We start from the raw sequence: 20,674 nt of genomic DNA, 5'->3' as shown, positions 1-20,674 counted from the left end.
TATGAAAACCATCATTGTACCTACCGATTTTTCGTCTACTGCTAGTAATGCTGCTGATTATGCAGTTCATTTTGCACAACAAGTGAAAGCGGAACGAATTGTTTTATTGCATGCGTATGAAATACCTGTTGCAATAGATCCAATGATGCCTGGAATTCAAATTCCTGAAATTGACGGCTTTCGTGAATCAGCAGAAAAAAGGTTGTATCAATTCAGGGCAGATTTATTACTGAAGTATTCAAATTCTGGGCTAGTGTTTGACATACATGCGGTGTATGGTTCTATATTATCTGCTTTAGAAGATTTTGGTGAAAAAAATACTATAGAATTGGTTGTCATGGGAATTACTGGGGGTGGTGCTTTAGAAGAAACATTAATTGGCAGCAACACTGTTCATATTGCGGAGCATAGCCATATTCCTTTAATTATTGTGCCTGCTAAGTCTAGTTTTAAGCCAATTCAAAAACTTCTATTCGCTTGCGATTTTAATGATGCGGAAAAATATATTCCTGTTAGTCAAATTGAAAAGATGCAACAGTTAACTGGAGCAGCTTTGATGGTTTTTAATATTGAAGCTGAACCAGATGAATTTGAACAAACTTTTCCAGGTACTGTAATGGGCGAAAGTTTTGCAGTGCATACAGTTCTAGAAAAATTAAACCCTAGTTATCATTTCTCTCATGATGAAAATTTTATTGAAGGGGTGAATCATTTTGTAGATGAACAAAAAATAGATTTAGTAATAACTGTTCCCAAAGAACATAATTTCTTTGCTCAATTGTTTTCTTCTAGTCATACAAAGAAATTGGCTTTTCACAGCCATGTTCCTATTTTGGTTTTAAGCAAAAACAATTAGCTTAAATATTTACCAACAATCGGCATTCTTCTTCCTACTCCAAATGCTTTCGGCGAAATGCGAATGATGGGGCAAAATTGGTTCCGCTTGTATTCGTTGTTGTTGACCATTTTGATAGTGCGGTCTACTAATGCAGCATCAAATCCTTGATCTTTAATATTTGCTGGGCTTTGTAGTTTCTCTATGTATTGAAACAATAATTTGTCTAATACTGCGTAGTCTGGTAAACTATCACTGTCTTTTTGATTGGGCCTTAATTCTGCACTAGGAGGCTTGCTAATAATATTATGAGGAATTATTTCCGTTGTTCTATTGATGAATCTTGCTAATTCATAAACTTGTAATTTATAACAATCACCAAGCACTCCAAGGCCTCCTGCCATATCACCGTAAAGAGTGCCATAACCTGTAGCCAATTCACTTTTATTAGAAGTATTTAATAATACATAACCAAATTTATTGGCAATAGCCATTAATATATTTCCCCTACTTCTGCTTTGAATATTTTCTTCTGCTAATGAAAAGGGAAGGCCGTTAAAAAGCGGTTGTAGTGTTTCTAAAAAACTATTGTATACTTGGTCTATTTGAACAATATCGTAAGGATTATGTAAATTTTTACTCAGTGTTACTGCATCATTTACAGAGTGATTGGTAGAGTAAGGAGAAGGCATTAAAATTGCTCTAACATTTTCTGCACCCAATGCATCACAAGCAAGGGCTAATGTTACAGCGGAATCAATCCCACCGGAAGAGCCAAGAATAGCTTTGGTAAAACCCATTTTTCCAAAATAATCTTTAATGCCCGAAACCAATGCTTGGTAAACTTGTTCAATATTTAATTGTGGATCAAGTGTTGCAGGATTTAATTCCTTTTCAGGTATTCTACTAGCTGGTTCTAAAATGGGACCATTCATTAAACCGTCATCGTTTAATTCAACCCAATCTATTGCTTCTTCAAACATGGGGAAGGCTTTCATTAAATTGGCATCTTTATCAAAAACCAAGGAGGCGCCATCGAAAACAATTTCTGTTTGACTGCCTACCGCATTGCAATAAAACAATGGAATCTTGTATTTTAAAACATTTGATTTAATTACTGCTTTTCGGTCTTCATCATGGGTATAATCAAATGGAGATGCACTTAAATTAAGCATGATGTCTGGATTAAATTTCATCAATTCATCCATGGGGCAAATGCGATAAAGTGGGTTGTCTCCCAAATTCCAAATGTCTTCACAAATAGTGATGGCCAGTTTCTTCCCCTTAAATTCTACAATATTCCATTCATAAGCTGGTTCAAAATATCGATACTCATCAAACACATCATACGTGGGCAATAAGGTTTTATGAATAATTGCTTTTACTTCTTTTTCATATAAAAAATAAGCTGCATTAAACAGGTCCTTTCCTTTTAAGTGTTTATTTTTTACAGGACTTCCTATCAGCACCCCAATATTATCGGCATGTTCTTTAATTATATGAACCGCCGCTGTGCATTTTTCTATAAAGTCTTCAAATTCAACAAAATCTCGAGCAGGGTACCCAGATACAGTCATTTCACTAAAAAGAATCAAATCTCCGCCAGCTGCTTTTGCCGTTTTAATTGCTTCAATTATTTTTTGTGTGTTTAACTCAAAATTGCCAATATGATAGTTTTGTTGGGCTATGAATATTTTCATGGAACAAATTTCATCAATTTAACAACATGATTGCAATCCTTTACGTTAATTCGCTTATGAATACAAGGATTATTGCTTTGTTTTTGCTTTTGGGCTTGGGAGCTTGTAATTCAAACGAAGAAGTGCCCAATGTTTCTGGAATTAAAGTTCCATTGAAGCAGCAGCATTTTGAACAAGATTTTTTTGCCGTTGATACCAATCAATTAGAAAAGTCAATTACTGCATTAGATAAAAAGTATCCTGGGTTTACTACCATTTTTTTATCTAATATTCTTGCTTTAATGCCGCAATCGGAATCGGCCGATTTGAAAAGCTTTTATCGAGCCTATCAGCCACTTTACAAACAGTCTAGCACTATTTTTAAAGAACAAGATAAAGAGGCCCAAAAAATTCTAGAAGGATTAAAATTTGTTAAATATTATTTTCCTACATATCAATTGCCTACTAAACTCATCACGTTTATAGGCCCAATAAATAGTTTTGGGTCTATTTTAACGGAAGACGCAATTGCTATGGGCTTGCAGCTATTTATGGGGAAAGACCATCCGCTATATACCAGTGAAGAAGGACAGGCTTTGTATCCTGCATATATCTCCAGGAAATTTGAACCAATGTATATTCCGGTAAGTGCAATGAATAATATTGTTTTAGACATGTATCCCGAACAAATGTCTGGCAAACCCTTAATTGCTCAAATGGTTGAATTAGGTAAAAGGATGTATGTAGTAGATCATTTGCTTCCTCAGCTTTCCGATACTTTAATTACTGGTTATTCTTTAAAACAACTGGATGCTTGCCTTAACAACGAAAAAAATATTTGGAGCTTTTTTATTCAAAACGACCTATTGTATAAATCTGATCCGCAACTAATAAGGGAATATGTTACTGATGGGCCTTTTACTCAAGCTTTTGGGAAGGAGTCTCCAGGTAATATTGGCCAATTTTTAGGTTGGCAAATTGTAAAAAAGTGGATGAATAAAAACAAGCAATTAGGCTTTGAGGCATTAATGAAAAAAGATCCAGTACAATTGTTTGAAGAAGCTAAGTACAAGCCTAGTTAATTCATTTTAGAAGGAGCAACCAAATCAAAAGATGGAATTGGGACAGTAAAACTTTGTTTGGAATGTTGATTTTGCAAGGTGTAAGTACCTTGCATTTTGCCCATTTCTGTTTTTAAATTACAGCCACTCACATAAGTATATTGTTCGCCTGGGGCAAGCACTGGTTGAACGCCTACAACCCCTTCTCCTTCTACTTCTCTATGTTCTGCATTGCTGTCAAAAATAAACCAATGTCTTCTTAATAATTGCACAGCAAACTTATTGTGATTTTCTATGGTAATGCGATAGGCAAACATGAATTCTCCTTTCAGCGGGTTGCTGTAATCGGACTGATAGAATACCTCTACAGTGATTTCGATTCCTGCTGAAATTTTAGAAACCATATTTATAATGATTGGTCATTGTAAATGTAGGTAAATTAACATTCTATAAGGGTTATTTCATCAAATAATCATGTGAATAAATGCTTAAAATAGTTGAATCGGCTGTACTTTTGCACCACAAAAAAAGACGTTTATGACTAAAATTGCTGTTGCTAAAGGGGATGGGATTGGCCCAGAAATTATGGATGCTGTTTTGTCCATATTTGATGCTGCAAAAGTGCCATTGACTTACGAAGTAGTAGACATGGGTAAATGGGTATTTGATAAAGGTTATAGTAATGGCATGACCCCAGAGGCAAAGCAAACCATTGAAACTTTGGGTATTCTTTTTAAAGGACCAATGGAAACGCCCAAAGGAAAGGGGGTAAAAAGTGTAAACGTAACAGCACGTAAAACTTGGAATACTTACGCCAATAAGAGAACTTTTCAAACCTTGCATGGTGTAGACACAGTATTTAGTAAAGCTGGTATTCCTATTGATATCACCATAGTTAGAGAAAATATTGAAGATACTTATGGGGGTATTGAACATATGCTTACCAATGATGTGGCATTAAGCAGAAGATTTATTACACGTCCGGGAAGTATGCAAGTGATTAAATATGCATTTGAAATGGCCAAGAAAAAGGGCTGCAAAAGAATCACTTGCGGACACAAGGCCAATATTATGAAATTGACTGATGGCTTGTTTCTAGAAGTGTTTTATGAAATAGCAAAGGAATATCCAGAATTAAAAGCCGATGATGTTATTGTAGACGACTTATGTATGAAATTGGTGAGCAAGCCCGACCTTTTTGACGTGGTAGTGTTAACCAATTTGCAAGGTGATATTGTGAGTGATTTATGTGCTGGATTGGTTGGTGGATTGGGCTTTGCACCATCTGCCAATATTGGAGACCATATCTCTATTTTTGAAGCTGTACACGGAACTGCTCCTGATATTGCGGGCAAAAATATTGCCAATCCTACTGCTTTATTATTAAGTGGTATTGGTATGTTAAGGCATTTAGGTTTGATGCAATCTGCTGGTACTATTGAGAATGCATTGTTGTATACTTTAGAAAGCGGCAAGCATACAGGAGATTTTGGTGAAAAAGGAACTACCAATTTAAATACCACTGAGTTTGCAAATGCCATCATTGCCAATTTTGGTCAAAAGCCTGCGCACAATCCAAAGCCAGCTATGCAAGATGTTTCTGTAACACCTACCATATTTGCTTTAGAGAACAATCCAATGTTGGAAACAACCGATACCAATAATGAATTTATTGTGGGGGTAGACATGTTCATTGAAAGCAATGAACAGCCCAATGCTGTAGCAGACAAATGTTTGAAACATACATTAGATTTATTCAAGTTGGTTACCATCAGCAATAGAGGAACACAAGTTTGGCCTACCGGATCAGTTTATACCAATTTGGTGAATCAATACCGTTGCAGATTCGAAAGTGTGGGTGATATTCCGCTTACACAAATTGATATTATTGAACTCTATAAAAGACTTACGGCAGATTTCAAAGTTTGCTCTACAGAGTTATTAAACATGTGGGGAGATAAAAAAGCCTATAGTCTTGCACAGGGGCAGTAATTGAGTTGATTTTTAACGTAATTTCACGGCTCATTTAAAGCATATAGTACAATGGCTGAAGTGATTTTAATGCCCCGATTAAGTGATACCATGACCGAAGGGGTAATTGCCGCTTGGCATAAAAGGGTAGGAGATACAGTACAGAAGGGCGACTTACTGGCTGAAATTGAGACGGATAAAGCTACAATGGAACTGGAAAGTTACCAGGATGGCGTTTTACTTCATATAGGTACACCTGATGGAGGTAAATTACAGGTGAACGATTTATTGGCCATTTTTGGAAAGGCAGGAGAAGATATAACTGAATTAGTAAAAGTTCATGGAAGTGGTGCTTTAGCTCCCATTCCAACCGCTGCATCAGCAGCACCTGCTTCTGTTGAGCCTACTGCACCAGCAACGGCTTCAATCCCATCGGAAAAAATTGCAGCCGTTGATATTTCTGCAATGGATGAAGTGGTTTTAATGCCTCGATTGAGCGATACCATGACCGAAGGGGTAATTGCTTCTTGGCAAAAAAATGTGGGTGATGCAGTTAAGAAGGGAGAGGTTTTGGCCGATATAGAAACCGATAAAGCCACCATGGAGTTGGAAAGCTACAAGGATGGTATTTTACTGTATCAAGGAGCTAAAGCGGGAGAAAAAATATTGGTAAACGATTTACTATGTATTATTGGTAAGGAGGGATTGGATGTTGCTGCAATTGTAGCCGCTGTAAAAGCAGGATCAGGCGCATCTGCTCCTGCAGAAACCCCAGCTGCACCATCAGCTATTGCTCCAGTAGCGCCCGTAGTTGCTGCTGCACCTGTTGTTGAACAAGCAGTAGTAAACAGTGGTAGAATTTTTGCATCTCCATTAGCAAAAAGAATTGCTGCAGAAAAGGGTATTGATTTAAAATATGTAAAGGGCTCAGGTGATAATGGTAGAATTACCAAAATTGATATTGATCAATACACACCAGCTGTTTCAGCTGCATCAACTGCAACTGCTGCTCAATCTGCAACCCCTGTTGTTAGCAATGCTGTTGCAGGTCAGGTAAGCTTTACCGATGTTCCTGTTTCTCAAATGCGCAAAGTAATTGCGAAGCGTTTAAGTGAAAGCTTATTTACTGCTCCTCATTTTTACTTGACCATGCAAATTGATATGGATGCTGCAATTGCTGCTAGAACCAAAATAAATGAAGTGGCTTCAGTTAAAGTAAGTTTCAACGACTTAGTAGTGAAAGCAACTGCAATGGCATTAAAGAAGCATCCAAAAATCAATAGTAGTTGGATGGGAGATTTTATCCGCTATAACGACCATATCAATATTGGCGTTGCAGTAGCGGTAGACGAAGGTTTACTGGTTCCAGTAGTAAGATTTGCAGATGGAAAATCATTGAGCCAAATTGGTGCTGAAGTAAAAGATTTTGCACAGAGGGCAAAAGATAAAAAATTACAGCCGTCTGATTGGGAAGGAAGCACATTCACTATTTCTAATTTAGGCATGTTTGGTATTGACCAATTTACTGCCATTATTAATCCACCGGATGCTTGTATATTGGCTGTGGGCGGGATTTCACAAGAACCTGTAGTGAAGAATGGTCAAGTAGTTCCTGGAAATATTATGAAGTTAACCTTGAGTTGCGATCACCGTGTTGTAGACGGTGCAACTGGGTCTGCGTTCTTGCAAACTTTGAAACAATTATTAGAAGAGCCGGTTAGAATGCTTGTGTAATTTTACAGAAATATATTAGTGTTTAAGTATTACTTGAAACAAATAAAAAACCTCACGTTTAGTGAGGTTTTTTATTATAGAAATGAAACGTTTAGTTTAGTGATCCCAATCACAACCAATGGGTGCACCCGGCGGTATTTCTTTGTGTTGTGGTAAACTGATTTCTTTGGGATTATTAATCCTTTCAATGGCATAGCCAAAATGTGCTGCATCTGTTCCAGCTTTTACCATCGTTTCTGCATATTTTTTTAGTTGCACTAAACCATTATAGCTAATGGATTGAACAGCATAATTAGCTTGTTGATTTTGACTCAATCCCAATAACCAAGTCAATACCATTTGTTGTGTTTGCTTTTGAACCTCTCTGGCTAAACCTTTTTCTGGTGAGGCTTTCCAAGTAGCATTAATAATGGCATTTAAAACATCATCCCATCCCGGCGTACCTGCCATTGCTTTTAATTGTACTAAACGATTGGCACGCTCCGCATTAAATAAAAAGGATAATTCAAAATGGGTAAGTGCTTCAGCGGCTGCCAATGGGTCAAAGCTCATTCCTGTTCTTTTAGAAAAAACTTCCCCAACACCATTATACATGGGTGGTCTTGGTGGTATCATTTGAACAATTCTATTGGGTAAGGTTAATACACTTGGAGATAGTGTTTTAAGCATTGCATTCAATGCCTTAAGTTGAGTAGCTGCTGGTAAAACGGTTGGTTGAACCTGCTTATCTCCTCTAACATTGTAACTATAATACATGCCTCCAATTAATTTGCTAACCGCTTCGGCTTGATAGCGGTGATAATTATAAACTGGAACCAATGCATCTTCTAAAGTACTCATTGGTGTATTGGGGCGAATGGCTGATTCAGTAAACTGATCTAATGCTTTTTGCCTTACCGCCAATACATTATTGAGTTCTGTAACTGGGTCGCTATCGTTATCCCATAAATGGGCATCTGGATGAAAACCACTCACTGCTCTAGCGTCTGCATCTGCAATAAAGAGCAATCCTTTTTGTTGATTTTCTTCTAATAATTTATTTAGTGCTATCGTTTCATCGGTATCATTTGGAAACTGACTATATCCATACATGATGGCACGTTTATCCCATTCACCTATTTCATTGGTATATACTTTACTAAAATCAATTGCACCTTTTGCATTAATAAAAACTGCAGGATGTGGATAATCCATTACTGATGCACGATTGTTTACACTAGATGCGTAATTATGCTGTAAGCCAAGCGTATGGCCTATTTCGTGCGCAGACAATTGTCTTAATCTTTGCAATGCCGCTTCTTTCATGGTTGCCGGAACAGGCTTTCCTGTTTCATACGGCGAGAGTAATCCTGTAAAAATTAAATAGTCTTGTCTTACCCTTAATGACCCTAGCGTAACTTGTCCTTTAATGATTTCTCCCGTGCGGGGATCGGTAACGGAAGCGCCATAACTCCAACCTCTGGTAGATCGATGCACCCAGTTAATCATATTGTAACGAATGTCCATTGGGTCTGCAGAATCGGGCAATACTTTTACTATGAATGCGTTTTTAAATCCAGCTGCTTCATATGCCTGGTTCCACCATTTAGCTCCATCTAATAAAGCTGAACGAATGGGTTCAGGAGTTCCATTGTCTAAATAATATACAATTGGCTTTACAGGTTCACTTATTGCAGCGCTAGGGTCTTTTTTAAATAAGCGATGTTTGGCTATCACCATTTGTTGAATTGGTTCTGTAAAATCACTACTGTAATCGTAATAAGTTTTTCCAAAATAACCACTTCTGATATCGTATTTACGCGGCTTAAATTGATTGTCGGGTAATTGCACAAAAGAGTGATGCATTCTTAATGTAATTGCCTCTGAAGAAGGGCTTACAGTTCTTACCAATCTTCCTGCATCTGCTCCTCCAATAAAACTAATCATTGCTTCAAACTCTGAATTCAAGGGAAAGTTTCTGGTATTGTTGATGTAGATGGCAGATCTTGCTTCACTAAAAGTATAACTTCCTTGACGCATGCTTCTGATTTTATCTGCAACACCGTGTGCGTCTCTTATTAAAAATACATTTAGGTCTATTAGATAAGCTCCATTCTCTTCTGCTTCAATATTGAATGTTGCAATAGCTGATGATGCAAATGATTCTGCTACTGCTTTCTGTTCCTGCACATCTTTTGAACTTGCCCTATAATCATAATTGGGTTGTATGAGCAATAATTTTTTTCCTACTTTATGAAAATAGACAATACGGGTATTTCCTATTTGTCCTCTGTCTAACCCAATATCATTGGATCCTAGGCCCGCGGGCAAACTATTGACGTATAAAAACTCTGTGTTTAACTGGTTTACTAGTAGCCAAATTTTTCCATTATTGTTGTCGTACCAAAAAGGGAAATAGCCATCCATTTTTTTCATGGATTTTGTTTTTTCGGCAATACTTGCGTTATTCTGGGCATGAACAGCAATAGCAAAAAAACAAATAAAAAGAAAGCTCCATTTTTTCATAAGAACTATTTTAAATCGTTGGGGTGAATACAAAATAAAAGACCCTGCTCTTATAATAAAAACAGGGTCATATTATTTAAACTGATAAAACTTAACCGTTGTTTTCTGAACTTGGAGTTTCAGGAGTAAAAAGCGTTGGAGCTTCTACTACTACAGGTTCAGCAGCAGGAACTACTGGAGCTACAGGAGCTGGAGTAGTTACTTTCTTTACTGGTTTTTTAACAGCTGGTTTTTTTGTTGGAGCAGCCTTTTTAGGTGCTACTTTTTTTGCTGGAGCAGCTTTCTTAGCAGCTTTTTTAACCGCTTTTTTAGGGGCTACTTTTTTAGGGGCGACTTTTTTGGCTGCTTTTTTAGGAGCTGCTTTTTTAGCGGCTTTCTTTTTACTTGCTTTTGCCATGATGGTATTAGTTTGAATGAAAAGTTTTAGAAAGACAGTAAGTTAGAATATTTTTTTCAATATAATTTAATTTCATGCTAGCCTATTTTTTTTTGCTTTTACTGTAGCCGTTTTTTTGTAACCAAAGCAAGACTTTGTCTCGCTGATCTCCTTGCACAATGGCCTCCCCGTCTTTGGCACTTCCGCCAGTTCCACAAAAATTCTTTAATTGTTTTGACAATGCTTCAAGGTCGTTTTCTTTTCCAATAAAACCAGTCACCAATGTTACTGTTTTACCCCCTCTTTGTTTCCTATCTAATTGTATTACTAGATTTTGTTTAGCCGGTTCTACTGTTTCCAATGCTTCGTTTTGGGATCTATTAAATTGAAAGTTGGGGTCAGTACTATAAACAAATCCGGCTTGGTCCGCTATATTTTTCTTGCTCATTTATTTGTTTTTGCTAAAATAATCGTAAAAATTGTACCCTTTCCTATTTGGCTTTCTACTTTTATTTCCCAATTATTAGCCGCAGCGTATTCTGCACAAATTAATAAACCCAAACCCGTACCTTTTTCCTTTTGTGTTCCTGGGGTTGTAAAATGTGTTTTTAGTTGGAATAATCGATCAATTTGCTCTGGGTTCATACCAACACCGTTGTCTTCTATACAGATTGCCAATTGATCGTTTTCGATTTTGCTGTACAAATTAATAGAACCTTGTTCATGTGTAAATTTGATGGAATTCAACAAAATATTACGGATAATGATGTCAAAATGTTGTGGGTCTGCCTTTATACTTAAACTTGTATTAATTTGATTTTGGATGGTAATTTTCTTCTGATCGGCCAAGCCTTTTAATAAACCAATTGAACTGGATGCCTGCTTATTTAAATTAATATCTTTCAATTCTGGCGTATCTACCCCCTTCATTCTAGACCTAGACCATATAAGAAGATTCTCAAGCACGTAATTTAAGTTTTGAACCTGTTTAGTTAGATTCAATTTTAATTGATGATAAGTTTCATGATCTAATGAATCTGGATCCAACATTGGAAGAACTGCATTTAATGATGCTATGGGGGAGCGCAAATCATGAGAAATAATAGAGAAAACCTTGTCTTTTAATAAGAGTGTTTCTTCTAATGCTTCTTTTTGTGATTGTAATAAAATATTGGTGGCAGTTTTATATTTATTTTTCCTCCAGATATTTATTAGCAAAACAATTACTACAATCATAGTAATCATTAAAGAGAAATTTAGAATGGTCTTTTTTTGGTTATCCTCTATTTCTTGTTCTTTTTCTTTTTTAAGTTCATTTATTTCTGATTCTTTTTTCTCTGCCTCAAATTTAGCTTGCATTTCTGCCAACTTAGACCTACTCCTTTCCTGGTACAATGAATCATTTAATTGGCTTGATTTCTTTTGAACTAAATAGGCTTCTTTATAATTACCTATGCCTTCGTAAGCTCTTCCTAATAAATTATAAATTAAAGCTGTTTCAGATTTCGCACCCATAAGAATGCCCAATTGGAGCGCATTTTCTAAGTAAGGGATAGATTCCTTGTATTTTAATTCACTATTCAGCATTCTACCAATTCTGTATAAAGCGGTTAGTTGAAGCTGCAAGCTTTTTGTCTTTTTTGCATATTGAACCGAAAGGTTAAAATAGTATTTAGCACTATCAGATAATTTTCTTACTTCCGATAAATCACCTGCATTTCTGTAAGCAAATGCAATTAAATAATCGTCTTTTAGGGTTAAATTTAATAAAAGTGCTTTTGGTGTATATAACAAAGCACTATCATACATTTTTCCTCTTAAAAACGTAAAAGACAGGTTATTTAAAGCCCTTCCAATACTTTTCTGGTCATTCAATTGGGTATGAAGTGTAAGGTCTTTTAAAAAGTATTCAATAGACTTTGGGGCATTGTCTTGAGAATTATAAACAGATGCCATGCACCTATATGAAGCAGCAAGCGCTGGCAGGTTTTGTATAGAATCATTCCATTTTAAGGCTTTTGTACCGTATTCAAATGCAGCTGTAAAATCTCCTTTTCTGTATTTAATCCAGGCTAAATTGTTCAGTGCAAAGCCTTTTTCTTGTGGTTGTTTATTTTTTTCAGATTCCGATAAAGCTAGTTTGGCATAATCAAATGCTAGCTGGGTATTTTTATCTGATAATGTTTCTGCAATATTATTTAGAAATCGTATACGTTCAATTCCTGGTCCCTTTGCGGCAAGCAACCGATCAATACTGTCTTTTGCAAAAGTTTGTGCGGATAAAGTAGATTTTCCTAAAAAAAAGAAAGCGACCCAAAAAACGATTGCTAACTTTTTATATTCATCTTTCATGAATAAAGTATATTCTGGAAAATTACAAAAAACAATAAGCTATAGGTAAAAAACTTTGCCAATCTGGTCATTTATTTCACGAAACTTGCTTTTAAGCTCAAATCTAAGCTTTGGGCTTGGTGAATAAGTCCTCCTACGCTAACAAAATCTACTCCTGTTTTTGCAAATAATTCAATGGTTGTTAAGTTTATTCCACCACTTGCTTCTGTTTCTACCCTTCCTTGAATAATTGCCAGGGCTTCAGAAACTTCATTAGGTGAAAAATTGTCTAACATGATTCGATCTACTTTGTTCAAGGCCTGATTACACACCAATAGAACATCTGCCAAATTTCTTGTTTCTACTTCAATTTTTAAGGGTTGTTCTAAATGGTTGGAATAGGTATAAGCTTGATTAATTGCTTCAATTATTCCTCCGCAATAGTCAATATGATTGTCTTTGAGCATAATCATATCGTATAAACCAAATCGATGATTAATACCACCTCCAATTCTTACCGCTTCTTTTTCGAGAAGCCTAAAATTAGGGGTTGTTTTTCTAGTGTCTAATAAACGGGTATGGTATCCTTTTAATAATTGTGTATAACGGTTCGTTAATGTGGCAATACCACTCATTCTTTGCATGCAATTTAGAACCAGTCTTTCCCCTTTTAAAATGGCATGAACAGAAGCGGTTATTTCAAATGCAATGTCTCCAACTTGCATTTTATCTCCATCCTTTTTGAAAGGAATAAATTCACAGCTAGGTTCTATAAAATGGAAAATTTTATTAGCGACTTCAACCCCTGCAAGTATGCCATCCTCCTTTATTTTGAGAATTGCTTTACCTTGCTTCGTAGCAGGGATGCAGCTTAAAGTGGAATGATCTCCGTTCCCAATATCTTCTTTTAGTGCAGCATCCACTAGGGTAGCCAATGCAATATCAAATGAATTCATGCGACTTTTTAGCTAATTCTCATGGTTATAATATACAAGGTCCCGTTTTTTTGCTTTAACTGTACTGTAATGCTATAGCTTTTACCAGAAGTAGTTAATTTTCCCAATATATAAACTAGTGTACCCTTTCCACCATCAGAAACCTTTTCAAATCCTTTTATTCCGTTTTCAAGATAAAATGATTTTAAAGCTAAAGCAGCTTGGTTTTTGCTCATATTTTTCACTTCATCCTTATCCAATAATTTCAGGTCTACATAATCATCTAAATATGTAGTAATCATATCTGGATTAGCCAATTTTAACGCCCTTATAACCATATCTGTTTCAGATTGGGCCTGGGCATTAAAGAATCCGCCCAAAACAAAACCAATTACTAAAATCAAATTCTTCATAAAATCCATTTAAACTTAAAATGTGCTATAATCATGCCAAAATTGGTCATTTTTACCGATTTGATAAATGTACAGCCAAAAGCTGAATGAGAAATAAGTTAACTTTAACGCATGAGCAAAAAAGTAATATTAATCATCATGGATGGCTGGGGTTTAGGACAAGTGAAGTCTGCTGATGCCATCCAAAATGCGAATGTGCCATTTGTAAGTTCTTTATATTCTCAATATCCAAATACTACTTTAATCACTTGTGGCGAACAGGTAGGTTTACCCGAAGGGCAAATGGGGAATAGTGAAGTTGGGCATTTAAATTTGGGAGCTGGGAGAATTGTATACCAAGAACTGCAAAGAATAAATGTTGCTGTAAGAGACGGATCCCTAGCTCAAAATCAAGTATTAATAAATGCGATTGACCAGGCTAAGCAATCTGGAAAGAAGCTGCATTTATTAGGGTTAGTTAGCGATGGTGGGGTACATTCTCATACCAGTCATTTAAAAGCAATTTGTACTATATGTCATGATCAAGGTTTAAATAATGTTTTTGTACATGCATTTACTGATGGAAGAGATACCGATCCTAAAAGTGGATTGGGATATATACAAGATGTAGAAGCGCATTTAAAAAAGACAACAGGAACTATTGCAACAGTTAGTGGAAGGTATTATGCCATGGATAGAGACAAAAGATGGGAAAGAGTTGCACAGGCTTATCATTGCTTGGTTAATGCAAAGGGGAATACTGCTGTTTCAGCAGAACATGCTATTCAATCAAGTTATGATTCAGGAGTAACCGATGAATTTATTTTACCTACAGTTTTAACTAAAGCCGATGGCGCCCCTGTTGCAAAAATTGAAGAAGGGGATGTAGTTATAGCATTTAACTTCAGAACAGACAGATGCAGAGAAATTACCGAAGTGCTTACACAACAAGCTTTTCCTGAACAGAATATGCACCCTTTGAATTTGCATTATACCACAATGACCATGTATGACCAGAAATTTAAAGGGGTAAATGTAATTTTTGAAAATGACAATTTAACCAATACCATTGGTGAAGTGTTGGCCGCTCATGGCAAAAAGCAAATTAGAATTGCAGAAACAGAGAAATATCCTCACGTAACATTTTTCTTTAGTGGTGGCAGGGAAGAGCCTTTTACTGGGGAGTCTAGAATTATGGCGCCATCGCCAAAAGTTGCCACTTACGATTTGCAACCAGAAATGAGTGCTGCTGAACTGACTGAAAAAATTTTACCTGAAATTGCAGCTGAATCTGCTGAATTTATTTGTTTAAATTTTGCCAATGCCGATATGGTTGGTCATACAGGTGTTTTTAGCGCAGTTGTAAAAGCTGTGGAAACCGTTGATTCATGTGTTGCAAAAATTGTAACACTCGCTATTGAACATGGGTATACCATTTTCTTAACAGCAGATCATGGCAATGCCGATTATTTAATTAATGAAGATGGCTCTCCTAATACCGCACATACATTAAATCCTGTGCCGCTATTTGTTATAGATAAAGAATGGAAGGGCAACCTTATTCACGGAAAACTTGCAGATATAGCCCCAACTATCTTAACTTTTATGGAAGTTCCTATACCAGCACAAATGACTGGAAATATTTTAATCAATTAAAAAGCAAACCATGTTTAAAAAATTGCTCTTAGCATTATTAGTTGTTTTACTTGTTCTACAAGCTTTTAGACCAGAAAAAAACAATTCAGGTAATAAAGAAAATGACATCAGCTCCTTGTATCCTGTGCCTGATAATGTAGAACAAATTTTAGTGAAAGCTTGTAATGACTGTCATAGTAATAGCACTGTTTATCCTTGGTATGCAGAAGTTCAGCCAATTGCTTGGTGGTTAAACGACCATGTAAAGGACGGAAAAAAGCACCTGAATTTCAATGAATTTGCTACTTACAAATTAGCTAAGCAATTCCATAAATTAGAAGAAGTTTTTGATGAAGTTAAAGGGGGAGAAATGCCTTTAGAATCTTATACTGTTGTGCATAGGGATGCCAAACTTACCGTAGAAGAAAGAAATATTTTGATGGATTGGTCTGTTGCAGTTAGAGATTCGATGAAAGCCCGTTTTCCTGCCGATAGTTTAATTATGAAGAAGAAATAATCTAAGTGGGTTATTATTTTAAAGGTGGATGATTGCATGTGTAGAAAGATAATATTTTCAAGCATTGTGATGCTATTAAATGTTCTGGGCCTAAGCGCACAACAGAATAGTGATACTACAAAAGCAAAGACTACGTTATTAGATGATGTTGTTGTGTATTCAAGTCGTTTTGCAGAAAAGTTTAAGCGAGTAGCACAAACGATTGATGTTTTAAAAACAAAAGAACAACTAAATTTTCAACTCAATACGGCTGATGCGCTTATAAACTCAGGTAAGTTATTTGTACAAAAAAGTCAGCAGGGCGGAGGTAGCCCAGTAATTAGGGGCTTTGAAGCTAGTCGAATTTTAATGGTGGTGGATGGGGTAAGAATGAACAATGCCATCTACCGCGCAGGTCATTTACAAAATATCATCACCGTAGATAATATGGTTTTGGATCGTATGGAGATATTGTATGGTCCTTCCTCTACGTTATTTGGTAGCGATGCATTAGGAGGCGTAATTAGTTTAAGTACCAAAGAGCCTATTTTGTCTAGCACCTATAAAACCCATTTTTCCGGTGCTGCTACACTACGTTATTCAAGCGCAATGCAAGAAAAAAGGGGCAATATTCAACTGAATATTGGTGGACAAAAATGGGCTTCTTTTACTTCGGTTAGTTATGGAAGTTTTGGTGACTTAATTCAGGGCAGTAATAGACGACCGGAATATCCCAATTTTGGGAAAAGAAATATTTATGTAGAAAGAGTTGGAAATATTGATATTGTTGTACCTAATTCTAACCCCAATAAACAAATAGGTTCTGGCTATAAGCAAGTAGATATAACACAGAAGTTTTTGTTCCAAGCAAGTAAAAATGTACAACATGTATTGAACTTGCAATTCTCTAATACCAACGATATACCGCGTTATGATCGGCTATCAGAAATGAATGGAACAGTACCAGTTTTTGCAGAGTGGTATTATGGACCGCAAATTAGAAATATGGCTGCTTATCATTTAACAGCTAAAGACCAAGTTGGTTTTTTTAAAGATATCAAAATAACTGCTAGTTTTCAAGACTTGGAAGAAAGCAGAATATCTCGCAGATTTCAAAGCACTAACAAAGATTTTAGGTGGGAACGGATCAATGTTTTTGGGTTGAATATTGACGCCAAGCATTATTATGGAAAACATGAATTGCATATTGGTGCAGAGTCATACAGCAATTATGTGAAGTCAACAGCTGAAAGGGTGCAAATAGTTTCTGGTGCAAAAAGTAGGATTACTACAAGGTATTCTGATGGTCCAACTACAATGGCTACACATGCCATTTTTGCGCAGCATACGTATAAAATTTCAGATCAATTAACCATCAACGATGGGCTCCGATTTAATCTGGTTCAACTAAACGCACAATTTGTAGATACTGCTTTAACTCGTTTCCCATTTACAAAAGCTGAGCAAAGCAATCAATCAATTACTGGAAATTTTGGTATTGTGTATGCCACAAAAAACAATTTAAGAGCTGCGTTCGTAATGAGTACAGGTTTTCGTTCTCCTAATGTAGATGACTTGGCTAAAGTGTTTGATTCAAGAACTGGTTTAGTTGTTGTGCCCAACACCAGCATAAAACCAGAATACACATATAATATTGAGTTTAATTTAAATAAATACAGCAAATCATTTAATTATGGAGTAGCTGTATTTTACACAGCTTTTGATAATGCATTGGTATTGGATCGATATTTATTTAATGGTCAAGACAGTATTTTTTACAGTGGTATAAAAAGTGCCGTATTTGCTTTGCAAAATAAAGCCAAGGCAGGTTTATATGGGCTTAGTTTAAATGCATCTGTACAGATGGGTCAAACTTTTTCAGTAGAAGGTGTAATTAATTTTACTAAAGGGCAATTTAGGGATGCAATAAACGGTAAAACCCCCTTGGATCATATTCCACCAACCTATGGCAGATTTGCTTTAAAACGCCAAGGCCTAAAATGGAATGCAGATTTATCTGTATTATTCAATGGTTGGAAAAGATTGGCAGCATATAATTTAAATGGTGAGGATAATTTACAATATGCTACCCCAGATGGCATGCCTGCTTGGTATACCCTTAATTTCAGGTCGTCTTTTCAATTGAAAAAGCAAGTTCAATTGCAAATTAACCTTGAAAATATCTTCGACCTCAATTATCGATATTTTGCTAGTGGAATTTCTGCTCCTGGAAGAAATTTATCCCTCTCTTTAAGGGCAGCATTTTAATTTTTAAATTAATATTTATGCTTAGCCTTGGCCAAATGGGTAAAGGTGGAGGCTTTTGTTTAATTTGCAGGATGGAAATTAAGAAAGCTGCATACGTTATCTCTAATGCCGATTATAAAGCCTGCCCAACACCGGATAGACCTGAATTTGCTTTTATTGGCAGAAGTAACGTGGGCAAATCTTCTTTAATCAATATGTTGTGCAAGAATAATAAGCTAGCTAAAACTTCATCTGCACCTGGTAAAACCCAACTGATTAATCATTTTGAAATTGAGAGCAGTATTAAATTGAATCAAGGGTTTAAGAAGTGGTATTTAGTAGACTTGCCTGGTTATGGTTTTGCTAAAGTTGCTCAAAGTAGCAGAAGAAGATGGGAGCAAATGATTGAAAATTATTTGCGTAAAAGAGAAAACCTGGTGAATGTTTTTGTTTTAATAGACAGTAGACATAAACCACAAAAAATTGATTTGGAATTTATTAGCCAATTAGACAAGTGGCAAATTCCTTTTAGTTTGGTCTTTACTAAAACAGATAAGGAAAAGCCTGCGGTTGTTGCAAATAATATTCAAGCTTTTTTTGATATCCTTAGAAGCAGTTGGCAATTTTTGCCACAGCACTTTGTTACCAGTGCCGAAAAACATCAAGGGAGAGAAGAGATATTGGCATTTATTCAAATGAAAAATGAATCAATTGCCTAGAACAGTTTCCATTGCTTTTGCTTTGAGCAAACATTCTTCATATTCCAATTCAGGGTTACTATAAATAGTAATGCCGCTACCAACTAAATAACTTAAATATTGTGTTTGAGAATTGTACAGTAAGCTCCTGATAACCACATTAAAGTCAAAGTCTTTATTTGGGTTTATATAGCCTACTGCTCCAGAAAAAATGCCTCTTTCAATAGGTTCATATTGATGAATCAATTCCATTACTTTTTTCTTAGGAGCACCAGTCATACTACCCATTGGGAATCCGGTTTCTACCAATTCATTTACACCTATATTATCCATTAGTTGTCCACTTATGGTCGAAATCATTTGGTGTACTTGAGGGAAGCTGTATATGCCAAACAATTCTTCAACTTTTACGGTACCGGCTTTGCATACCCTACTAAAGTCGTTTCTGACTAAGTCTACTACCATTACATTTTCACTTCTGTCTTTGCTACTTTGAAAAAGTTCATTTTTAAGCTGAGCATCTTTTACTTCATCACTTAGTGCTCGTTTTACAGTTCCTTTAATGGGTTGAGAAATAATCTGAGTCCCCTGTTTTTTTAACCAACGTTCGGGGCTTGCGCAAATTAGATGGGCATTATTCTCTTTGTAATAGCAGGCAAATGGAGTAGGGGACAATTCGGTTAATTTCAGGTACAATGCAATGGGGTTAACTATTGCATTCTGCGAATGAAATTCTTGGCAAAAATTAATTTCATAGCAATCACCTTTTTGAATATGGGCTTGTAATTGTTGAATAGTAGCAATATATTTTTCTTTGGTCATGCCAGCAGTAATGCTGATAGGATCAATATTGCTTTTAGCTCTTTTAGTTGAAATTATTTCTTCAAAAATTGCTTCAGGTAACAATGAATAGCTTTCAATAGTTAGCCATTCATTGTTAAGCGTTAAAATGTGATCTGGTCTAAAAAAGAAGGCATCACTAAAATGAATTTGGTTCTTCTTTTGGGTGCCCTCTAAATGTTTGGCATTGTATTCATATGATAAATGTCCGAAAAGCCAATCTTGATTGGTTTTATAAAAGGCATCAATTGCTTTAGCTGTGTCAGGGCCTGTGATTCTGCATATTTCACCAGCTGCTGCAATACATTCTACTGAATGATGAGTAGAATCATACTGGTGGTTATCTAAAAAAGAGCAAACACTGAAATGGTTAACCCAATGCAGTATTTGCTCTTTTATATTAGGTAAGTCCTTTACAGGGTATACCTTTTTAGTTCTTTTCAAAATGGTATGAACTTTTAAAAATCGTCGTCCTCGTCATCATCAAAGCCACCGCTCTTGTCATTAAAAAGATCGAACTCTTTAAAGTCTTCATCTACTTTAAAGTCTTCCTCTTCTTCTTCTTTTTTCTTTCCGCCAGTCGCTTTTTTACCCTTACTCTTGGGTAAGTCAAATTCATCAAAATCAGGATCCCAACTGTCGTCTTCTTCAGAAGCCTCCCAGTCGTCTGCAGTTTCATCTGCTTCATCATCTAAGTCTTCGTCGTCATCATCCGCAGTTTTTTTAGCAGATGATTTTGCGCCTGCTTTTTTAGCAGAAGACTTCACAATGGGTTCATCGTCTTCCAAATCATCATCATCGTCATCGTCTTCCTTTTTCTTTGCTTTAGGAGACGGTTTACTTGCGGCTACTTTTGCCGGTACTTTTGGGGTAGAGGATTTCTTATCCTTATCAGACTTCGCTGCCATATTTCTAATAAGATTTAGAGCGTAAAATTTG

At 36.0% G+C, this 20,674-nt stretch carries 18 protein-coding genes; 8 read left to right on the top strand and 10 right to left on the bottom strand.

Annotation, left to right across the window (positions count from 1 at the left end):
• Window position 1 precedes the first annotated feature (1 nt).
• On the top strand, window positions 2-856 hold the full coding sequence (locus tag Q8S25_RS05790) for a universal stress protein (protein WP_305535756.1): 855 nt from the start codon (window positions 2-4) through the stop codon (window positions 854-856).
• Here Q8S25_RS05790 and Q8S25_RS05785 read toward each other — a convergent pair.
• Window positions 853-2,535, bottom strand: a complete 1,683-nt coding sequence (locus tag Q8S25_RS05785) for an NAD+ synthase (protein WP_305535754.1) — start codon at window positions 2,533-2,535, stop codon at window positions 853-855. The two genes, Q8S25_RS05790 and Q8S25_RS05785, sit on opposite strands and share 4 nt — an antisense overlap.
• A 56-nt stretch (window positions 2,536-2,591) precedes the next feature.
• On the opposite strand from Q8S25_RS05785, the gene Q8S25_RS05780 reads away from it, so the two are divergent.
• Window positions 2,592-3,596, top strand: coding sequence for a hypothetical protein (locus Q8S25_RS05780; protein WP_305535752.1), 1,005 nt, complete (start codon window positions 2,592-2,594; stop codon window positions 3,594-3,596).
• Here Q8S25_RS05780 and apaG read toward each other — a convergent pair.
• A complete protein-coding gene (gene apaG / locus Q8S25_RS05775) occupies window positions 3,593-3,979 on the bottom strand; it encodes a Co2+/Mg2+ efflux protein ApaG (RefSeq protein WP_305535750.1) in 387 nt (128 codons plus the stop codon). The two genes, Q8S25_RS05780 and apaG, sit on opposite strands and share 4 nt — an antisense overlap.
• A gap of 133 nt (window positions 3,980-4,112) precedes the next feature.
• On the opposite strand from apaG, the gene Q8S25_RS05770 reads away from it, so the two are divergent.
• Complete coding sequence (locus Q8S25_RS05770; protein ID WP_305535748.1) at window positions 4,113-5,567, top strand: NADP-dependent isocitrate dehydrogenase; 1,455 nt, start codon at window positions 4,113-4,115, stop codon at window positions 5,565-5,567.
• Between the two features lie 51 nt (window positions 5,568-5,618).
• On the top strand, window positions 5,619-7,280 hold the full coding sequence (locus Q8S25_RS05765) for a pyruvate dehydrogenase complex dihydrolipoamide acetyltransferase (RefSeq protein WP_305535746.1): 1,662 nt from the start codon (window positions 5,619-5,621) through the stop codon (window positions 7,278-7,280).
• A 96-nt stretch (window positions 7,281-7,376) separates the two neighbouring features.
• Here the strand turns inward: Q8S25_RS05765 and Q8S25_RS05760 are convergent, their stop codons facing one another.
• The 6 genes from Q8S25_RS05760 to Q8S25_RS05735 all read right to left on the bottom strand — a co-directional run bounded on the left by Q8S25_RS05760 (window position 7,377) and on the right by Q8S25_RS05735 (window position 13,840).
• Window positions 7,377-9,785, bottom strand: a complete 2,409-nt coding sequence (locus Q8S25_RS05760; RefSeq protein ID WP_305535744.1) for a zinc-dependent metalloprotease — start codon at window positions 9,783-9,785, stop codon at window positions 7,377-7,379.
• Window positions 9,786-9,876: 91 nt separating this feature from the next.
• Complete coding sequence (locus tag Q8S25_RS05755; RefSeq protein WP_305535742.1) at window positions 9,877-10,182, bottom strand: hypothetical protein; 306 nt, start codon at window positions 10,180-10,182, stop codon at window positions 9,877-9,879.
• An 82-nt stretch (window positions 10,183-10,264) separates the two neighbouring features.
• Window positions 10,265-10,609 (bottom strand): translation initiation factor, encoded by a 345-nt coding sequence (locus Q8S25_RS05750; protein ID WP_305535740.1) that lies wholly within the window; start codon window positions 10,607-10,609, stop codon window positions 10,265-10,267.
• Window positions 10,606-12,513: an ATP-binding protein gene (locus Q8S25_RS05745; protein ID WP_305535738.1), complete on the bottom strand. Its 1,908-nt coding sequence runs from the start codon at window positions 12,511-12,513 to the stop codon at window positions 10,606-10,608. Before Q8S25_RS05745 ends, Q8S25_RS05750 begins: the two co-directional genes overlap by 4 nt.
• A gap of 71 nt (window positions 12,514-12,584) precedes the next feature.
• Complete coding sequence (nadC, locus tag Q8S25_RS05740) at window positions 12,585-13,448, bottom strand: carboxylating nicotinate-nucleotide diphosphorylase (protein ID WP_305535736.1); 864 nt, start codon at window positions 13,446-13,448, stop codon at window positions 12,585-12,587.
• 8 nt (window positions 13,449-13,456) lie between these two features.
• A complete protein-coding gene (locus Q8S25_RS05735) occupies window positions 13,457-13,840 on the bottom strand; it encodes a DUF4783 domain-containing protein (RefSeq protein ID WP_305535734.1) in 384 nt (127 codons plus the stop codon).
• 111 nt (window positions 13,841-13,951) lie between these two features.
• Between Q8S25_RS05735 and gpmI the strand changes: the two genes are divergently transcribed.
• The 4 genes from gpmI to yihA all read left to right on the top strand — a co-directional run bounded on the left by gpmI (window position 13,952) and on the right by yihA (window position 18,916).
• A complete protein-coding gene (gpmI, locus tag Q8S25_RS05730) occupies window positions 13,952-15,475 on the top strand; it encodes a 2,3-bisphosphoglycerate-independent phosphoglycerate mutase (protein WP_305535732.1) in 1,524 nt (507 codons plus the stop codon).
• Between the two features lie 10 nt (window positions 15,476-15,485).
• Window positions 15,486-15,971: a heme-binding domain-containing protein gene (locus Q8S25_RS05725; RefSeq protein WP_305535730.1), complete on the top strand. Its 486-nt coding sequence runs from the start codon at window positions 15,486-15,488 to the stop codon at window positions 15,969-15,971.
• 69 nt (window positions 15,972-16,040) lie between these two features.
• Window positions 16,041-18,218: a TonB-dependent siderophore receptor gene (locus Q8S25_RS05720; protein ID WP_305535728.1), complete on the top strand. Its 2,178-nt coding sequence runs from the start codon at window positions 16,041-16,043 to the stop codon at window positions 18,216-18,218.
• A gap of 71 nt (window positions 18,219-18,289) precedes the next feature.
• Entirely contained in the window at window positions 18,290-18,916 is a 627-nt protein-coding gene (yihA, locus tag Q8S25_RS05715; RefSeq protein ID WP_305535726.1) for a ribosome biogenesis GTP-binding protein YihA/YsxC, read from the top strand.
• On the opposite strand, the gene Q8S25_RS05710 is transcribed toward yihA, so the two are convergent.
• Together Q8S25_RS05710 and Q8S25_RS05705 are read right to left on the bottom strand one after the other, a co-directional pair.
• A complete protein-coding gene (locus Q8S25_RS05710; protein ID WP_305535724.1) occupies window positions 18,905-20,179 on the bottom strand; it encodes an anthranilate synthase component I family protein in 1,275 nt (424 codons plus the stop codon). The genes yihA and Q8S25_RS05710 overlap by 12 nt on opposite strands.
• Before the next feature lie 14 nt (window positions 20,180-20,193).
• Window positions 20,194-20,643 carry a hypothetical protein gene (locus tag Q8S25_RS05705; RefSeq protein ID WP_305535722.1) on the bottom strand — a complete coding sequence of 150 codons (450 nt, stop codon included), beginning with the start codon at window positions 20,641-20,643 and terminating at the stop codon, window positions 20,194-20,196.
• Between the last annotated feature and the right edge of the window lie 31 nt (window positions 20,644-20,674).

The organism is Sediminibacterium sp. (assembly GCF_030695065.1).
Taxonomy (GTDB): domain Bacteria; phylum Bacteroidota; class Bacteroidia; order Chitinophagales; family Chitinophagaceae; genus Sediminibacterium.
This window is presented reverse-complemented; position numbering and strand designations above follow the sequence as displayed.